Below are 18,481 nucleotides of genomic sequence, written 5' to 3'. Positions count from 1 at the left end.
TGGAGGTGAAGAGGTCAAATCAAGATACACAGCCCCTTTGTTTTAGGGTGGATACCCCATCGAGTGCGGCTTTTCCACCCCTCAAACAGTCTGCTCGGCGTATTACGCTTGATTTTTCAACTCTCTCATACCCCTCAGGTCAGGAAAACAATTGCATCCAAAGCCAAATTGTCTCAAAAAACCGACCATGCTATAATCTCTTCTGAATAATCCCTCCCATGAATACCCTGATCTCACAAATTTTCAACCTGCTAACCCAACCACCGGGAAACCTGATTTTTCATCTCATTCTGGTATTTTCGATTCTCACCGGCCTTCAAACTACTGCCTTGATTCACCCCATTGAAAATCGAGCAATTGCCCGGCGGTTAATCACCGGCTTTCTCATTCTTTTGTTGGGGCAAATTGTGCTCTTCTTGATAAGCGCATTGGTCTGGCAAAAAATCATCCCCAACCCGGTGATCCTCTTTCCTTTCGATCGGGCGATAACCTTTTTTTCCTTAGCCATCACTGCATGGATGTGGAATTTTTCAAAGTCCCATCGAAGGGCAGATGTTGTTTTGATTTCTTTTGGTTTATTGGCTATCATTCTCTTGTTTTTAGATATTTCCCTTCAGATCAATCCACAAATTTCGTTTCCATTTCAATGGATTTGGTCGCTGGTAAATCTCCTCATCACCGGTCTTTCTCTGTTGTTTTTGATTGTCCGCAAAGAAAAGGCTTGGGAAATTGGCGCGTCCTTTTTCTTGATCGTCTTCGCCGGCGCCTTAGCCAGCCTGTTTAACCTGGCAAATGAAGCCGCTGATTTTTCTGCCACCATGCGGCTGGCGATGCTATGTGCCTTTCCCCTGTTGCCATCTCTGGTTAAAACCTTACTGCCGCTTTCTGCGGCTGTGCAGCAACAGCAGGAACTCAGGGCGGAAACGAAGTCTTCCCGAAGCATGCCATCTGAAAGCCGACTTTTCTTACCGTGGATACGTTTAACAACCGCCGGCTCAGCCCGCGAAGCCACCGCTTTGCTTACGGCTGCGATCGGTAAGACATTTTCGTCGGATCTGACTTTCCTCATCCGTCAGGAAAACCCATACCGTCCCATTCGTTTGGAATCGGGTTACGATCTCATCCGTGACGAGGCGCTCCCCCCTCTGCAGGTCGAGGCAGAAACCTGCCCGCTTCTGACCAACTCTTTGCAAAAAGGCAAATCCCTGAAACTGATTGCCGAAAGCGAGTCCCCCTTACAGGATTTACTTTCTCTCACCAAAGCCGTAGGGCTGGCTGTACCGGGCCATGTGTTAATGTCGCCCATGCCTGATAATCCTGAGGGGAAGCGGGCAATCCTTCTGTTTACCCCTTACTCAAAGCATGAATGGACGGTTGAAGAGCAGGTTCTCCTGAATTCCATTTGCGAGCAACTTCCTGAAATGTTTTTCCAATTTGCTCAAAAAGAAAAGCTTGCAACAACCGTTCAATCCTTGCAGGAACAGTTGCAAATGACTCAGGAGCAGCTCAAAACCTTAAAACCAGAACGGATCGAGAACCCGCCGCCCGCACCAGAAGCCAACGGCTCGCTCACAAGCGATCCCGCTTTGGAGATTGCCGGTTTACTGGCCATCCAGCGCGAAGCGCAAGAAACGATTCAGCGTCTCGAAAACGAAAACCGCACCTTGCGGGAGGCTTTGAGAGACCTGAAAGGGAAAAACAACCAGTCATCTGAAGTTGAACATCTGGAAAAAGAACTCAGACAGGCCCTCGAAGAAGTGGCCCGCCTGCAAAACGCCCTCGCCAATGCCAATATGCGCATTGTTGAAATGCAATCTTCCCCCGGCCAAAATGCAAATCTCAACATCAAAGATACCGAAGCAGTGCTTTCAATTATTCAAGAATTACGACAGCCGGTCTCTTCCGTAATTGGTTATACAGATTTGCTCATTAATGAATCAATGGGGAACCTCAGTAACCAGCAACGAAAATTCCTCGAAAGAATCCGCACCTCTTCCGATCGAATGCAGTCCCTGCTGGATGATTTGCTGCAAACCTCCGTTTTTAATATCAGTCCCATTGAACTTGCGCCTCAGCCGCTTGATGTTGAAACACTGTTGGATCAGGCCATCACGGACATGTCCGATTTGCTACGTGAAAAAGAAATCAACTTGTTGATGGACATTCCCCAGGATTTACCCACATTCTATGCCGACCGTGATGCGCTCCATCAAGTTCTCATCCATTTGCTCCAAAATGCCGGCAGTGCAACCCCCCCCGAAGGCAGTATTACCCTCAAAGTAAAAGTCGAACAGGGTGAAAGAAACACCCTCTTTGTTCTGTTTCAAATAACGGACGAGGGTGGCGGAATTCCCGCTGATGAGTTATCCCGTGTGTTTTCCCGCCGTATCAAAAATGGTACACCCTCAATTCGCGGGGTTGGTGATTCCGGTGTAGGGCTTTCCATTGCGAAAACTTTGGTGGAAGCACACGGTGGAAGAATTTGGGTTGAAAGCGATGGAGAAAAAACCTCCACCTTCAGCATCCTGTTACCGGTTAAGACCCCGGCTTTCACTACAAAAACCCTGGTTCCTTAAATGACTCAAATCTGGCGCGGTTTTCTTCCCATTCTCATCTCGGCAGCCCTTGGGTTGATTGTGCTTGGAGCTTTGCTTGCCAGTCTATCAGAAGGTCAGGTAATAACACCCCCAACCCCCACACCCTATCCCACCTTGCCTCCGCCCAATCTCACACCCATTGGCCAAATCCCATCTCCAACGGAAATCTTTGCATCCAACACGCCTCTGCCGGCCACCCAAACCACCTGTCCACCGCCTCCGGGTTGGCAGGCTTACCTGGTGCAATCCGGTGATCATTTGGAAGAATTAGCTGAACAAAACGGTATCTCACTGGCGGAATTACTCACCGCCAACTGTCTGTCCTCAGCAATCAGCATTCCGGGAACTCAAATATTCCTGCCACCGTTGATCACTTTTACATCCACCCTGTTTCCAACACGTTCCTTGACGATTTCTCCAACTCCAACGAGGTGCGTTCCTCCGCGCGGTTGGATTCGCTATACCGTTCAACCGGGAGATACCCTGACCCGCTTGAGCGGTCTCTATCGGGTTTCTGTTTGGGAATTGAAACAGGCGAACTGTTTTTGGAGTGATTTCATTCGAGCCGGCCAGCGCTTATACGTGCCAAATGTGGCGACCAGTACCTTTACCGATGCGCCCGAAAAGCCTGAGCCAACTCAACCTGTTCTACCTTCCGTTACTCTTACTCCCGTACCGTCCAATACCAATACTCCCATTCCACCGACCATCTCTCCTACCACAACCCCCACTGGAACTTTTACTTCCACTTCAACGTCAACACCTACGGTAACAGATACTCCCGTGCCTACCTTGACAGACACACCCGAACCAACCCCGACGGAAACCACCGTCACACCTTGAGGAACTTTGTATGCGTAAAATTGTCTGGATACTGGTTTTAATTTTTTTGATCTCAGCAGCATGTAACCTGCCGATATCCGAATTTACTGGCGAGCCGAGTCCCCGTGCAGTCGCACAACGGATTGTCACCCTGGATCCGAATGCTCCCCCAACGCCAACTCCGTTTATGCCGGTGGCATCCACTCCCACCCCTGCAGGGGAACTGCCCACACCGCCTGCTGTCACTCCCCCTCCCGATCAACAAGGCACACCTCCCCCGCTCGTTCAACCGGATGATACCCTTAGCATCCTCGTTCTCGGTTCAGATTGGCGCCCCAATTCCGGTTTTCGCACCGATGTGATCATTCTCACAATCATCAACACGCGCACTGGTGCGGTCAGCCTGGTTTCCTTTCCGCGTGACTTGTATGTGGAAATACCCGGGGTTGGTCAACAGAGAATCAACACATCTCAACAATTTGGTGGTTTTTCTCTCACGCAGGCGACTTTCCAGAATAATTTTGGGATTAAGCCCGATTATTATGTAATGACAAACTTTCAGGGTTTCATCAACATCATTGATCGGCTTGGCGGCATTGAAGTCGAAACCGCCCGTAACCTTACGGATACCTGCAAATTGCCACAGGCGGTCAATGGCTACTGTTCAGTGGGGCCTGGCCGGGTTTACATGAACGGCGAAACCGCCTTATGGTATGTACGCTCGCGATACAGCAGCAGCGATTTTGACCGAACCCGACGCGCTCAAGAAGTTATCCTGGCGGTGTTCAAAAAACTGATGAGTCTGGACGCCATCTCCAAAGTTCCGCAGTTGTATCAGGAATTCCGCAACAATGTCGAAACCGACATACCGCTGGATCAGGCTCTCAAACTGGCCAGTTTTGCGCCGGGGCTTGTTTCTAACCCCGAACGGATTAATCGCTTTGCTATCGGCCCCTCAGATGTTTGGCATTACACGACAGATACGGGTGCGCAGGTTTTGATCCCCATTCAGGAACGCGTTCAGGCAATTTTACAGGAAGCGTATCAGGTTAAGTGATCCCCGATAATCAGGGAAAATGGATTTGACTTTCCCTGATTTCTGTTGTATATTCTTTTCATGATAGGCTATACGAAAATCAAAAGGGATCGTTGACTATGTCTTCCGAAACATCACCTTCTATACATATTACCTCTCAAACTCCCTTACTGCCGGCCATCCGCTCTTGGGAAATTTATCTGCTCGATCAGGGGAAATCGCCCTACACGGTCAGAGCCTTCCAGAATGACCTGCAATTGCTGGCAGGTTACCTGCCACCGGATCGCCCGGTAGGAGCCATCAGCACCCGTGATATCAACAACTTTCTCAACTGGCTGCAACAGGGGCGAGGTGTGCCGTGTAGCCCGAAAAGTCTTTCAAGACGAATTACTTCCATCAAATCCTTCTTCCGATGGCTACACCAATCCGGGCGCATCCTGGTTGATCCGGCTGAAAAAGTGGTGCAGCAATCCGTAATCAGTCCTCTTCCCACCGTGTTGACCGATGAAGAAGTTGAAAAAGCACTTGAAACCGCAAATGCTTACCGCTCAGCAAAAAAGCCGGATGCCCGTCCCTATACCCTCTTGCTTCTTCTGCTATCAACCGGCATCAAGAAGGGGGAATGTTTGGCGATTCATACCAATCATATTGATTTGGAAGCCCCGGGCGGCCCCATTTTGTTTGTGCGCTACGCCAGTCCACGCAACCGTTATAAAGAACGCAAAATTCCTCTACCCGAAGAATGGGTTGCCAGTTACCGGGAATATCTGGCTCAATATCAACCCAAAGATGTCATCTTCCCGTGGTCTCCAAGACGGTTGGAATACTTGCTGGAAGATATTGGAGAAGAAGCCGGATTGCATAAACATCTTTCCTTTGACATGTGCCGCTGGACATGTGCCTTAAGGGATTGGAACGCAGACATGAACCGCGAACACCTGCGCCAGAAACTGGGTATTTCTAAAATCCAATGGCGCGAAATCAGTCTAAAGCTGAAACAACTCAGCCAGAAGGATGAGAAGGACAATTAAACCCGGATAAGTTTCAGGTGCAATACCCATTGGGTGTTCTGTGCAATACGCACCGGATCGGCAATTTGTAAGCCGGGCAACCAGATCGCCTCCTCACCGCTGAAAACAAGCGGATAACCGGAGCGCAGGGGACGTGGAACTTTCTTTTCGGTCAGGAAATCAGCAATCTTCACGCTCCTGCCGCTCATCCCCAAAGGGCGGAAGCGCTCCCCTGGTTTCCACGCCCGGATTTTCAATGGAAATTTAACTTTTTGCGCATCCAGCCAGGCTTCAAAGCGATCTTCCTTCCAGGTTGGCGGAATTTGTTCGACATTGACGACTTCTGCCTGTAAAAACCAGTCCTTGCCAAGTTTCACCTCTCCGGTGCTCGAGAGTGTGTATTCCTCCCCCAAGGGGATATTTGGAAAGCGAGCGTCAAAAATTACACTCGTTTCGTTTCTGAGATAAATCCTTTCCTGAGAAAACAGTAATTCAACCCCATCCCCCAATTGGATAACTCCCGTTCGACGGTCGGATTGAATCTCTGCAATTGCCAGATTTGTACTCTGCCAGCTAATGTCTTCACTGGCGGGTTTTAGGACATGGATAGCCTCTCTCAGCACAATACTGAGCATTTCTCCCGGCAATTCTTTCAACCGACTTGCGGAAAAAGCCAGCCATTCGCCTTCTCGGCTTTCTACACAAACCTCATGAAGAGTCTTTTTGGCAATCGGTTTGATCACCTGCAAATGATCCTTCACCACCCGGCTCATCGTCCATAATCTGTTTTTGATCCGTGGGTTATAGACCTGCAATTGGGGAATCAGTTCATGTCGGATTCGATTTCGGGTAAATTTCAGGCTTTGATTGGTTACATCCTGAAGTGGTTGTAGTCCATTCTGCCGGCAATATTGTTCAATTTCCGTTCTCCAAAAGCCCAACAATGGACGAATCAGAGGAACGGTAGGAGAAAAGTCTCGTATGATGGTCCGATAATCCATTCCGCTCAGCCCATCCAATCCGCTTCCGCGAATCAGGTGCATCAGGACAGTTTCAACCTGATCATCGGCCGTATGACCCACTGCAACCGCCGCGGCGTTAAACTCTTCAGCCGTTTTGAACAAAAATCGGTAGCGCGCCTGACGGGCAGCTGCTTCTACGGAGCAGCGTGTCTGTTCCGCCAGGCGGCGCACATCTTCCTGTCCGGCAATAAACCCTTCTGCCTTCCATGCCTCTGCCAGTTGTTGAACTATTAGACTTTCTTTCTTTGACTCGGGGCGCAATTGATGATCAAAATAAACCACCCAAACAGGGATTTTTAAACGAATGAAGAGATGAAACAAGGTCAGGCTGTCTGCGCCTCCCGATACTCCCACCACAACTGGCTTATCCCCCTTGATTCCGCAATGCATTTGCAAAGTTTGTTTGAATTTTTCAAGCACGCCTCCATTATAGCATGTCAAAATTCACTTAAAATCTTCCAAAACCAAAAACGCAACCAAATTAAAACAATAAATCGTCTTGTACGAGATTTGAGATTGTGCTAGACTGTTTTAAGCGTTTTTTTCAGTGAGGCAGGGATGGCAGAAAAAATTTTGATTGTTGATGACGATCTTGAAACTTTGCGTCTGGTGGGATTGATGCTTCAACGGCAGGGATATCAAATTATCTCCGCAAAGAACGGAAAAGAAGGAATGGTGCTGGCGGTTAAAGAGCATCCCGACCTGATTGTACTGGACATTATGATGCCAGACGTGGACGGGTATCAGGTAGCAAGAGATATTCGCGCCAACCCCGAAACGGCTGATATCCCCATCCTGATGTTTACTGCCAAATCGCAAGTGGATGATAAGGTTTCGGGTTATGAAGCCGGAGCAGATGACTACTTGACCAAACCCGTACACCCGGCTGAATTGATCGCTCACATCAAAGCCCTGCTCAGCCGTACCCGCGCTAGAACCGGTCAGCAGGTACAAAAAAGCGCCACAATGATTGGGTTACTGGCAGCCAAAGGCGGCATGGGAACTTCTACACTCACCCTCAATCTGGCGCTGGCATATTTCCAACGCACCCGTAAAGAAGTCATTGCCGCAGAGATTCGTGCTGGTCAGGGTACCTGGGCGGGAGAATTGAACTTTCCCAATGCCGAAGGGCTGAACAACCTGCTGAACATGCGCAGCGGTGAGGTTACCCGCGCTGCGGTGGAAAAAGAATTGGTGAGGACAACCTTTGGTATCCGTCTCCTGCTGGCAAATCATCGCATTAAGGATTTCGTTCTGCTCCAAAGTGCTGTCCCGCAATTAGAAGCCATTCTTCATCACCTCTCCACCCTGGGGGACGTGGTATTTGTAGACATTGGCAATCCCTTTTTACCCGGCTTTGAAAAAGTCATTACTTTCTGTGATGAGATGATTTTGATTGCTGAACCTCAACCTTTCTCGCTCAAGCGCAGCAATCAATTAATGGATGAACTTGCTGAGTACGGATTTGGAAAATCAAAAATTCTCAATGTGGTCATTGTAAACCGCGTTCGGGCTGATTTGCAGCTCTCCGCGCTTCAAATACAGGAAATGCTGGGCAAGCCGATCACCCTGGTCATTCCGCCCGCCCCCGAACAATCCTATCACGCTGCCCTGCGCAATGTTCCCCTGATCCAATTACAGCCCGATGGCATTCTGAGCCAACAGATCAACCGTCTGGCGTCCCTTTATGCAGACCGCTTGAATAAATGACAAACCTCACGTTGCAAGAAGCCGCTCAGAAAGCGGCTGATCTGATTTCCGAATCACATTGGATGGTTGTGTTGACCGGGGCAGGAATTTCAACCCCTTCCGGCATTCCCGATTTTCGTTCGCCCAACAGTGGCTTATGGTCACGCAACGACCCCATGGATGTTGCTTCTCTAACCGCTTTCCGCTACCGTCCCGAAAAATTTTTCAATTGGCTGCGCCCTTTAGCCCGAGAAATGCTCAAAGCTCGACCTAATCCGGCTCATCTGGCACTGGCACAGTTAGAACACAAAGACATTCTCAAAGCCGTTATAACTCAAAACATTGACGGCCTCCACCAGAAAGCCGGTTCCAGGAAAGTTTATGAAGTGCACGGATCCATGCAAACCCTGAACTGCCTTTCCTGCCACCAGAATTACCCGCTTGACGATTTTATCGAACCATTTCTCTCCCAGGAAGAAATCCCGCGCTGTCCCAACTGCCGCGCCATTTTGAAACCCGGCATCGTATTGTTTGAGGAACTTCTTCCCGTAGAAGTCTGGCAGAAAGCCGAGCAGCAATCGGCTAAAGCCGATTTGTATGTGGTGGTAGGGAGTGCATTGGAAGTAACCCCAGCTGCACATTTACCCCTGTACGCACTCGACCAGGGTGCGCGTTTGATCATCAACACCTTCTCACCCACCTACCTCGATTCTCAGGCTGATTTATTATTGCCGTTTGATGTAGCCCAAATCTGGCCAGCGATCCTTAACTATTTGAACTGACACCACTCAACGGCTGCCGCGCCGCCCAAACTGACGCTCCAGTAAATCCACCGAGAGATGGATCATGGTTGGCCGCCCATGTGGGCAGGTTCGCGGCGATTGACAGCGCTCCAAATCGCGTACCAGCGCATTTTGCTCTTCTGCTGAGAGAATTTGTCCGGCTTTGACTGCCGCGCGTTTACAAACCCGCGCAATCACCCGCGCTTCAATTTCAGCCTGTAGAGGCGTCTCATCCTCTTCAAAATCCTCAACCAGTGATCGGACAATGATCAGTGGATCCAAACCGCTCAATATCGCCGGGACGCGTCGTACCCGGAAAGTATTTCCACCAAAATGTTCCACCTCAAACCCCCAGCGATTGAGTACCGCTAATTGAGTTTGTAGCAATTCAGCTGCTTGCGGGGGTAGTTCGATGGTTTGCGGGTGTAACAAGGCTTGTGAAGGAATTTCTTTACCCGCCTCGCGCATGAACTTTTCAAAAAGAACCCGTTCATGTGCAGCGTGCTGGTCAATCAGATACAGACCATCCGGCCCCTCAGCGACCAGATAAGCCGCTCCGACCTGACCAATCACCCGCAAGAGCGGCAATGAGTCAACCGGAAGTTGGACGGGCTGCGGTACGGTTTCCTTGCCAGCCGGTTCCGGTGCAACCTCCATTTGAGCCAGATTGGCTTCGTATGCCATCTCCCACGCCGGATCCACACCTGCCTCGCCTGAACGACTCAGCCAGGTGGAAGAACTCAATTGTGGGGCAGGTGAATATGCCAGCAACGCCCGCTTAACCGCCCTTTGCACAGCCCGGAAAACCCGGTCTGCATCGCGGAACCGAACTTCCGCTTTTGCGGGATGAACATTCACATCTACCATTTCGGGGGACATTTCAACGAAGATAGAAGCAATCGGATAACGACCCACCATCAGCAGAGTGTGATAAGCCTGAATGAGAGCGGTTGAGAGGCCGGCATCCTGTACCCATCGCCCGTTGACAAAAAAGACAATTTCCCGGCGATTGGAACGGCTTATTCCAACAGGACTGATGAACCCCCGTACCCGAATGTCCTCATCCTCCAATTCCACCTCAAGCATTTGTCTGGCAAGATCATTCCCATAAATCTGTGCGAGGACTTCGCGCCGATTATTTTTGCCATGGCTGAGCAAGACTTCCCGCTCGTCCTGCATCAACCGGAAACGAATCTGCGGATAGGCCAGTGCATATCGGGAAACCAGTTGGGTAATCTGATTTTTTTCGGTCAAATCGCTTTTCAGGAATTTCAGGCGGGCTGGTACATTAAAAAACAGGTTTTCAACCCGTACCAGTGTCCCAACCGGCAAACCGGCAGCATCGTTGGCAATCAACTTCCCCCCCTCAACAACAATTTTTCTTCCCATCTCGGCATTTTGCTCGCGGGAAATGAGGGTCAAACGCGATACAGAGGCAATCGAAGCCAGTGCCTCCCCTCGGAAGCCGAGCGTTGCAATCCGAAAAAGGTCTTCAGCCGCACTTAATTTACTGGTGGCATGCCGGGCAACCGCCAGCGTCAGCTCTCCAGCCGGAATTCCACAGCCATCATCGGTGACCTCGATTAAAGCTTTTCCTGCGTTGGCTATGCGAATTTCAATGCGCCGGGCTCCGGCATCCAGCGAATTTTCCATCAATTCTTTTACAACCGAAGCCGGCCTCTCGACCACCTCACCGGCCGCAATTTGAGAAGCAACTTCTTCCGCTAAAATCCGTATCGGCAAACCGCTCTCCCTTTACATGATCTTTTCAGATACCTGTTTTATGGATTATACTCAAAATTGAAGATGAAACCCGAATTACTGATATTTGATCTGGATGATACCCTCTACCCTCCCGAATCGGGACTGTGGCACGCCATCGGTGAGCGCATCAATCTTTACATTCAACAAAGGCTTGGGTTGACCCTTTCAGAAGCCATGGCTCTCCGTGATCAAATGTACCATCAATACGGTACTACCCTGAGAGGGTTACAGATCCATTATGGCATTCCCGTCCAGGAATATCTTGCCTTTGTCCATGATGTTCCGCTGAATGTTTACCTCAAACCCGATCCTCAATTGCGAAATATTCTCATTTCACTTCCCTTGCGGAAAATCATCTTCACCAATGGCGATCGCCCTCATGCCAACCGGGTTTTAAAAGCGCTGCAACTAGACGGCTGCTTTGATGACATTATTGACATCGTGGACATAGATCCATACTGCAAACCGATGCCCCAATCCTTTCAATTGGCCGTTGAAAAGGCCGGGATTCGGGATATTTCCCGTTGTGTCCTGTTTGAAGATTCTCACCGCAACCTTTTAACGGCTCGTTCTCTGGGGATGTTCACCGTTCAGGTGGGCAAAAATGGCGCTCTTTCAGCCGCCCACCTTCACATTCCAGATATCCATCAAGTGGCATCTATTTTTACCCCCAGCTTTTGCATTCTGGACAGGAGCGAGGAATGAACGATATCCCCTTAACCGGTTGGGTTGCAATGGGTATCATTGCCGTCTTGCTCCTGGTTACGAACCTGAGCCTGCTTTCACTTCTCCGCAATAAAAATAATTCTGACCAATCCAGCACATCCATCCTTTCGGATACGATGAATGCCCTCAAAAACCCGTGGGAAAAGGAAGATCAGCCCCTTAGGGAACTTTCAGAACAGGTGGCACGGCTCAAGGATTTCACTCAGGAAAAAGACACGACAAATCAGTAATTTTTCATTTTCACTTAACCATCCCGTGATATTTATTGAACTGTGTCAACACCACTTAATGGAGTAAAGATGATGAATTCAAAAATAATCCGAACCATTCTGGTTTTACTGGTTCTGGGTCTCTTAATGGGAATCAGTTTCAGCATCGGTTTGGCTGCCGGGATCAGCCTGCCTTCAACCGTAAGCCTGCCCAGCTTTCCCCTCCTATCGAATAATTCCCCAGTTGGAACCCCTTCTGCCACCCAACAAGCCATTGACCGCGAAGCGCTGTTCAGTCCTTTCTGGCAAGCCTGGGATCTGGTTCATGAAAATTACGTAGACCAGCCTGTGGATGACCAGTTGTTGATGCAAGGTGCCATCCGGGGAATGTTAGAGGCCTTGGGCGATCCATACACCGGCTACCTGACCGTTGACGAATATCAGCAGGCAAACGCTCCCCTAAGGGGTGAATACGATGGCATTGGCGCCTGGGTAGATACCAGCGGTAAATACCTCACAATCATCAGCCCAATGGAAGGCTCTCCCGCTGAAAAGGCGGGATTGAAAGCCGGTGATCAAGTCATTGCCGTTGATGGCGAAGACGTCACCTCACTAGACCCTCAACTGGTTTTACGCCGCGTCCTCGGCCCGGCCGGTACCACCGTTCGGTTAACCATCTTGCGAGAAGGAGAAGAAAATCCCTTCGAGGTCAGCATCGTTCGTCAGAAGATCACGCTCGAAACCGTCAGTGCGAAAATGCTGGACAACAATATCGCCTACATCAAGATCACTCAATTTGGAGAAAGAACCGATCGCGACCTGCGCACCAAATTGCGGGAACTGCTAAAAAACAATCCCAGGGGGATCGTTCTCGATCTCCGCAATAACCCCGGCGGCTTTCTGAATTCGGCCATCAATATCACCTCGCAATTTATCGGTGATGGGATTGTCATGGTTGAGCAATACGGAAACGGCGAAAAAGTTCCCTATCAAGCCCGGCCGGGTGGTTTGGCGACCAATATCCCGCTGGTCGTCCTGGTCAACGAAGGCTCTGCTTCTGCATCCGAAATCACCGCAGGTGCCATTCAGGATCGCGGGCGCGGATTGCTGGTGGGCACGAAAACATTCGGTAAAGGCACGGTTCAAACCTGGCGGCAATTAAAAGATAATGCCGGTGCGGTGAAGATCACCATTGCCCGCTGGCTTACCCCCAACGAGCGTCAAATAAACGGTCAGGGCCTAACGCCGGATGTTGTTGTAGAACTGACCGAAGAAGATCAAAAAGCCAATCGTGATCCTCAGCTGGAAAAAGCAATTGAATTGCTGCTAAACCAGCAAGCTCCCAGCCGAACCAGCAAGTAATCCTGCATGTAAAATGAAATTTTCATGGTTATACTCCCGGTGGGAAACGCCGGGAGTTCTTTTTTTGTTTTTTTCCAGTATTTTTTCCTCGTTCGGGTTATTCTCATTTATAATCAACCCGTGAAAAAATTGATTATCGCCCTCGTCGTATTGTTGGGCATCCTTTTTATCATCAGCCGATTCACCGAGGTCCAGGAGGTCCTGCAGGTTTTACAAAAAGGTAACTGGCTCTGGCTCGGAGCGGCTCTTCTTCTCTTATTGGGATGGATTTTAGTCACAGCTGCTACTTTTCAATCGCTTTTTTCGATGGTTGGAATCAACAAACCTCTCTTACAGGTACTCCGCTTGTTCATGGCAGTTAATTTCATAAATCTGGTTGCACCAAGTGCTGGTATGAGCGGCATGGTTGTGTTTTACTCAGATGCGCAGAAAAATGGGCATTCCACTGCGAGAATGATGGTCGGAAGCGCCTTATTTCTAATTTTCGATTACTGCGGTCTGCTGACCATTATTTTTTTTGGTTTGATTATTCTTGCTTTTTATCAGGTCTTGTGGGCATTTGAAATCTTTGCTTTTATACTGTTCTTATTGTTTGTATCTGCCATTATTTCGGTGGTTTATCTGGCATCCCGTTCGGAAGAACGCCTGACCCGCCTGTTATTGAAAATGGCTCGCTTCTTAAACCGCCAGACTGCCTGCATCCTTAAAAAGACCCTGATCAGTGAAGAAAGAGTTATTCGTTTCGCCGCTGAAATCAGCGAAGGGGTCAAAGCCATTCAAAATCTTCGCAATGGGTGGGTACGTCCAGCCGGATTAACGCTTTTAAATAAAGTGCTTCTGGTAAGCATTCTCGGAATGATGTTCCTCGCATTTGGCACTCCCGTAACTCCCGGCCAATTGATTGCGGGATTTTCGATTGCTTATTTGTTTGTGATTATTTCGCCCACACCGGCCGGAATTGGTATCGTTGAGGGGTTGTTGACCTTCGCTCTCAGCTCCTTGTCTGTTCCAATTGAAGCCGCTGCGGTAATTACCCTCGCATTTAGGGGTTATACCTTCTGGCTGCCATTTTTATTTGGAATGATTTCTTTTCGAAGTCTTCATTCCTGAGGTTTTCCATTTGATTTAAAGCCGAATTTGCCAAACTTTCATTCCTTTAATTGACAGTTCCACCGGCTAGGGGTATAATCAACCCTCGCAGTAATTAAGACCTTTGGGAGAAAAGTATTATGGAAAATACCGCAGTTGCGGAAAGCAGCTCAAATCTTGAAATCAAACCCAAGATGAAGTTTGCCGGAAAAGTCATCAAGACCACCCTTGCCGGTGCAGTAGTTGAAATTGCGGAAGGCCAAAAAGCCGTCCTTCACATCTCGCAAATTTCCACCTTTACCGATCAACCGATTAAAAGCGTTAAAGATGTTCTACAGGTTGGTCAAATCATTGACGTATGGGTGCGCCGCATCAAAGACAACCGCATCGAGTTAACTATGATCAAACCACTTGATCTGGAATGGCGCGAAATCAAGCCCGATATGGTGGTCAAAGGCAAAGTTGTCCGCATTGAAAATTTCGGCGTATTTCTGGATATTGGCGCCGAACGCCCCGGATTGATTCACATCAGCGAACTGGCGCACGGTTACGTACGAACCCCATCCGATGTAGTCAAAGAAGGCGACGAATTGGAAGCCAAAGTCATTGATGTCAACAAAAAGAAAAAACAAATCAAGCTCAGCGTTAAAGCCCTTTTGCCAGAACCAGTTCAAGAAGAAGTTGCCGAACCCGTCAAAGAGCCCAGAAAAGAATCCGGAAAAGAAAGACCCCGCCGCGGTAAGAAAAACACTTCCCGCCAGGAACGTCATCATGAATTCGGAGATTTAAGCGCCGAAATACAACAAGCCGGCGAGGAATCTTCCTCTGAAAGTGAACCCACTGCCATGGAAATCGCCCTCCGCGAAGCCATGGAACGTGCCAAAGACCGCAAAAAAGCAGAAAAAGCCAAAAAAGAAAAGGCAAAAAGCCTTTCCAACGAACAAGAGGAAATTCTGGCCCGTACTTTAGAACATAAAAGCACCACCCAGTAATGGCAGGCTTTCAGGGATTTGACTGACATTTGAATTCTTGCAGGATTCGAATTTCTCCCGGGTCCTTTTAAGGTTAGCCTTTCAACTCTGCTCTGCCAAAGCAGAGTTGTTTTTTTCCCTATTCCAAAAAATCTATGATAAACTTTGCAATGAAACCCAATTTCCCTGACGGTTTGTTGAATCACACAACCGGTTATTCGATATTTTCATGGTGCTTTCGGATCAAGATTTTGAACCACACTTCTGACAAATATCCTCAGAGGGAGGAGCCCATCAAACGCCCTCCCTCATTTTGATTAAGAAGAGCGGAGATGAGATGCCGACCAAGTATATTTTTTACACAGGCGGAGTCGTCAGTTCGGTTGGAAAGGGAGTTACGGCAGCCGCCACCGGGCGCTTGCTGAAAGAACGCGGATTTGCAGTTGCCGTCCAAAAACTTGACCCCTACATTAACGTTGATCCCGGTACGATGAGTCCTTACCAGCATGGCGAGGTATATGTACTGGACGACGGCGCAGAAACGGACCTTGACCTGGGTCATTATGAAAGGTTCATTGACATCCGCTTAAACCGAGTCTGTAATATGACTACGGGTCAAATCTACGCAGAAGTTATCAGTAAGGAGCGACGCGGCGATTACCTGGGCGGCACCATTCAGGTCATTCCTCACATCACCAACGAAATCAAACGCCGAATCGGTATGGTTTCTAAAACAACCGGTGCCGAGATTGTACTGGTTGAAGTAGGCGGCACGGTTGGCGACATCGAATCACAACCATTTTTAGAAGCCTTACGTCAATTGCGCCGAGATGTTGGCCGCGAAAACACCCTGTATATTCATGTAACCTGGCTGCCGTACATCGGCGCCACTGGCGAATTAAAAACCAAACCAACCCAGCACTCGGTTGCCCAACTCCGCGCGATTGGCATCACTCCCGACATGATTGTCGCCCGATCCGACTACCCCGTCAACCGTGAAATCATCGAGAAAATCGCCCAGTTTTGCGATGTCGAAAAAAGAGCAGTCATCCCCATGACTACTGCATCCACCCTTTACGAAGTTCCGTTGCTTCTGGAACAGGCCGGCGTAGGGGAAATTATCCTGGAAAAATTAGGTCTTAAAGCCCGCCGCACCCCGGATTGGAAAGATTGGCAGCGGCTGGTAGATCAGGTGCATAAACCGAAACCAAAAATCAAAATTGCTCTGATCGGCAAGTACGTCGAACTTCACGATGCCTATATGAGCGTGCGCGAGGCACTCTATCACGCCGCCCTTCATCTTGGGGTTGAGGTTGAAATCATTTGGGTGCACTCGGTTGACCTTGAGAAAGGGAAAAATCTGGATGAAATCCGCAATGCTGCCGGCATTTTGATACCCGGTGGATTCGGAAGCCGTGGGATTGAGGGAAAGATTGCCGCCGTTCGCCTTGCCCGCACCGAAAAAATTCCGTTTTTAGGGTTATGTTTGGGAATGCAGTTGATGTGTGTGGAATTTGCCCGCCACATTTTACAGGATGAGCGTGCCAATTCGACTGAATTTGACCGCACCACCCCCCACCCGGTGATTGACCTGATGCCCGACCAGCAGCACATTTCCGAAATGGGCGGAACCATGCGCCTGGGTTTATACCCCTGCCAGTTACAACCGGGCAGCATCGCCTTCCGGGCTTATCAGCAGGAACTGGTCGAGGAACGTCACCGCCATCGCTTTGAATTCAACAACGCCTATCGCCAGATCTTTGAACAAAACGGGATGCGGTTTTCTGGTATTTCCCCGAACGGATTGCTTGTCGAAATTTGTGAATTGACCGATCATCCTTTCATGGTCGGTACACAATTTCACCCCGAGTTTCTTTCACGCCCGAACCGCCCTCATCCGCTTTTCATCGCCTTTATTCAGGCGGCCTGCGAGCATGCCGGTGTAAAAGTTCAGCCTTTCACAAACTCTACAGAAAAAAAACAAAAATTGGATTATACTTAGACCGTTTGGAGGAACCTGTTCAACGGTCCCACTGACCGTAACCAAAGAATTTCATTTTTCAAGAGAGGTAAATCCCATGGATACAACAATCGAATCAATTCTTGCTCAGGAAATTCTCGATTCGCGCGGCAACCCAACCATCGAGGTCGAGGTAGTCCTTGCCGATGGCAGTTGGGGACGTGCCGCAGTTCCTTCCGGCGCTTCCACCGGCACCCATGAAGCGCTTGAATTACGCGATGGCGATAAATCCCGCTACAACGGTAAAGGAGTACTCAAAGCTGTTGAAAATGTCAACAATGAAATCGCCGATGCCTTAATTGGCTGGGATGCCTTGGAGCAAAAAGCCATTGACATGGAAATGATTGCGTTGGACGGGACGCCCAATAAATCCAAACTGGGCGCCAATGCTATTTTGGGTGTCAGTCTGGCGGTGGCCAAAGCGGCTGCCAACTCGCTGGGTCTACCGCTTTACCGCTATATCGGCGGTGTGTATGCACATGTCCTACCCGTTCCAATGATGAATATTCTCAACGGTGGCGCTCATACTGCATGGCAGTCCACAGATGCTCAGGAATTCATGGTCATGCCGCTGGGAGCATCCTCATTTGCAGAGGGTTTACGCTGGGGTTCGGAAATCTACCACGCCCTCAAGAGCGTTCTGAAAGCCCGCGGCTACGCCACGCTGGTTGGTGACGAGGGCGGCTATGCTCCTTCCCTCAAAGCGAATGTGGAAGCCGTTGAAGTCATCCTCGAAGCAATCGAAAAAGCTGGATACAAAGCCGGAGAACAGGTAGCAATTGCCCTCGATCCAGCCGCCTCGGAACTGTTTGATGCCGAGACGCGCAAATACAACCTGCGCAAAGAAGGGAAAATGCTCACCAGTGAGGAAATGGTAGGCTTCTGGAAAAACTGGGTTGAGCAGTACCCGATTGTTTCACTGGAAGATGGCCTAGCCGAAGACGACTGGGAGGGATGGAAAATCCTTATGGAGGAATTGGGCGGCCGCATCCAAATTGTGGGCGACGATCTACTGGTAACCAATCCAACCCGCATTCGCCGCGGAATCGAAGAGAAAACCTGCAATGCGCTGTTGGTTAAGCTGAACCAGATTGGCTCATTGACCGAGACCATTCAGGCGGTTGAGATGGTTCACCGCGCCGGCTGGCGGAGTGTCGTTTCCCACCGCTCAGGCGAAACTGAAGACTCAACGATTGCCGATCTGGCTGTTGCGCTCAACACCGGGCAAATCAAAACCGGTGCGCCAGCCCGCTCTGATCGGGTAGCCAAATACAACCAATTGCTGCGCATCGAAGCCGAGCTCGGTGATACCGCCAAATACGCCGGCTGGGACGCTTTACGCCGCTAGTTGTTCCTCTAAACTATTCGGCGGGCAGGCAATC

15 protein-coding genes are annotated in these 18,481 nt (G+C 49.5%); 13 read left to right on the top strand and 2 right to left on the bottom strand.

The genetic code is table 11. The features are described from left to right. Positions 1 to 218: 218 nt before the first annotated feature. From AC812_RS13315 to AC812_RS13300, 4 genes are all read left to right on the top strand, one after another. On the top strand, positions 219 to 2,576 hold the full coding sequence (locus AC812_RS13315; protein WP_061915637.1) for an ATP-binding protein: 2,358 nt from the start codon (positions 219 to 221) through the stop codon (positions 2,574 to 2,576). Continuing rightward, entirely contained in the window at positions 2,577 to 3,440 is an 864-nt protein-coding gene (locus AC812_RS13310) for a LysM peptidoglycan-binding domain-containing protein (protein WP_061915634.1), read from the top strand. 10 nt (positions 3,441 to 3,450) lie between these two features. After that, complete coding sequence (locus AC812_RS13305) at positions 3,451 to 4,476, top strand: LCP family protein (RefSeq protein WP_061915632.1); 1,026 nt, start codon at positions 3,451 to 3,453, stop codon at positions 4,474 to 4,476. 98 nt (positions 4,477 to 4,574) lie between these two features. Then, positions 4,575 to 5,486, top strand: a complete 912-nt coding sequence (locus AC812_RS13300) for a tyrosine-type recombinase/integrase (protein WP_061915629.1) — start codon at positions 4,575 to 4,577, stop codon at positions 5,484 to 5,486. Here the strand turns inward: AC812_RS13300 and tilS are convergent. After that, a complete protein-coding gene (tilS, locus tag AC812_RS13295) occupies positions 5,483 to 6,907 on the bottom strand; it encodes a tRNA lysidine(34) synthetase TilS (RefSeq protein ID WP_061915626.1) in 1,425 nt (474 codons plus the stop codon). The genes AC812_RS13300 and tilS overlap by 4 nt on opposite strands. Before the next feature lie 138 nt (positions 6,908 to 7,045). Here tilS and AC812_RS13290 point away from each other — a divergent pair, with 138 nt between their 5' ends. Both AC812_RS13290 and AC812_RS13285 read left to right on the top strand, forming a co-directional pair. Beyond that, positions 7,046 to 8,197 (top strand): CpaE/TadZ family protein, encoded by a 1,152-nt coding sequence (locus AC812_RS13290; protein WP_061915623.1) that lies wholly within the window; start codon positions 7,046 to 7,048, stop codon positions 8,195 to 8,197. Continuing rightward, positions 8,194 to 8,958 carry an SIR2 family NAD-dependent protein deacylase gene (locus tag AC812_RS13285; protein ID WP_061915621.1) on the top strand — a complete coding sequence of 255 codons (765 nt, stop codon included), beginning with the start codon at positions 8,194 to 8,196 and terminating at the stop codon, positions 8,956 to 8,958. The genes AC812_RS13290 and AC812_RS13285 overlap by 4 nt, the downstream gene beginning before the upstream one ends. A gap of 6 nt (positions 8,959 to 8,964) precedes the next feature. Here the strand turns inward: AC812_RS13285 and mutL are convergent, their stop codons facing one another. Further along, positions 8,965 to 10,701, bottom strand: coding sequence for a DNA mismatch repair endonuclease MutL (gene mutL / locus AC812_RS13280; protein WP_061915618.1), 1,737 nt, complete (start codon positions 10,699 to 10,701; stop codon positions 8,965 to 8,967). 63 nt (positions 10,702 to 10,764) lie between these two features. On the opposite strand from mutL, the gene AC812_RS13275 reads away from it, so the two are divergent. The 7 genes from AC812_RS13275 to eno all read left to right on the top strand — a co-directional run bounded on the left by AC812_RS13275 (position 10,765) and on the right by eno (position 18,447). Further along, complete coding sequence (locus AC812_RS13275; protein ID WP_061915616.1) at positions 10,765 to 11,427, top strand: pyrimidine 5'-nucleotidase; 663 nt, start codon at positions 10,765 to 10,767, stop codon at positions 11,425 to 11,427. Further along, the gene (locus AC812_RS13270; RefSeq protein WP_061915613.1) at positions 11,424 to 11,678 is read left to right on the top strand and encodes a hypothetical protein; all 255 of its coding nucleotides are present in this window, start codon (positions 11,424 to 11,426) and stop codon (positions 11,676 to 11,678) included. Before AC812_RS13275 ends, AC812_RS13270 begins: the two co-directional genes overlap by 4 nt. Positions 11,679 to 11,750: 72 nt before the next feature. After that, positions 11,751 to 13,019 (top strand): S41 family peptidase, encoded by a 1,269-nt coding sequence (locus AC812_RS13265; protein ID WP_061915610.1) that lies wholly within the window; start codon positions 11,751 to 11,753, stop codon positions 13,017 to 13,019. Positions 13,020 to 13,139: 120 nt separating this feature from the next. After that, the gene (locus AC812_RS13260; protein WP_169787314.1) at positions 13,140 to 14,129 is read left to right on the top strand and encodes a lysylphosphatidylglycerol synthase transmembrane domain-containing protein; all 990 of its coding nucleotides are present in this window, start codon (positions 13,140 to 13,142) and stop codon (positions 14,127 to 14,129) included. Positions 14,130 to 14,248: 119 nt separating this feature from the next. Continuing rightward, the gene (locus AC812_RS13255) at positions 14,249 to 15,100 is read left to right on the top strand and encodes a S1 RNA-binding domain-containing protein (protein ID WP_061915604.1); all 852 of its coding nucleotides are present in this window, start codon (positions 14,249 to 14,251) and stop codon (positions 15,098 to 15,100) included. Positions 15,101 to 15,416: 316 nt separating this feature from the next. After that, positions 15,417 to 17,081 (top strand): CTP synthase, encoded by a 1,665-nt coding sequence (gene pyrG / locus AC812_RS13250; RefSeq protein ID WP_061915601.1) that lies wholly within the window; start codon positions 15,417 to 15,419, stop codon positions 17,079 to 17,081. 76 nt (positions 17,082 to 17,157) lie between these two features. Further along, positions 17,158 to 18,447, top strand: a complete 1,290-nt coding sequence (eno, locus tag AC812_RS13245; RefSeq protein ID WP_061915598.1) for a phosphopyruvate hydratase — start codon at positions 17,158 to 17,160, stop codon at positions 18,445 to 18,447. The last annotated feature ends 34 nt before the right edge of the window (positions 18,448 to 18,481 follow it).

Origin of the sequence: Bellilinea caldifistulae (genome assembly GCF_001306055.1) — a bacterium.
GTDB lineage: Bacteria > Chloroflexota > Anaerolineae > Anaerolineales > Anaerolineaceae > Bellilinea > Bellilinea caldifistulae.
Note: the sequence above shows the minus strand (reverse complement) of the source record. Positions and strands in the feature narration are given on the sequence as shown.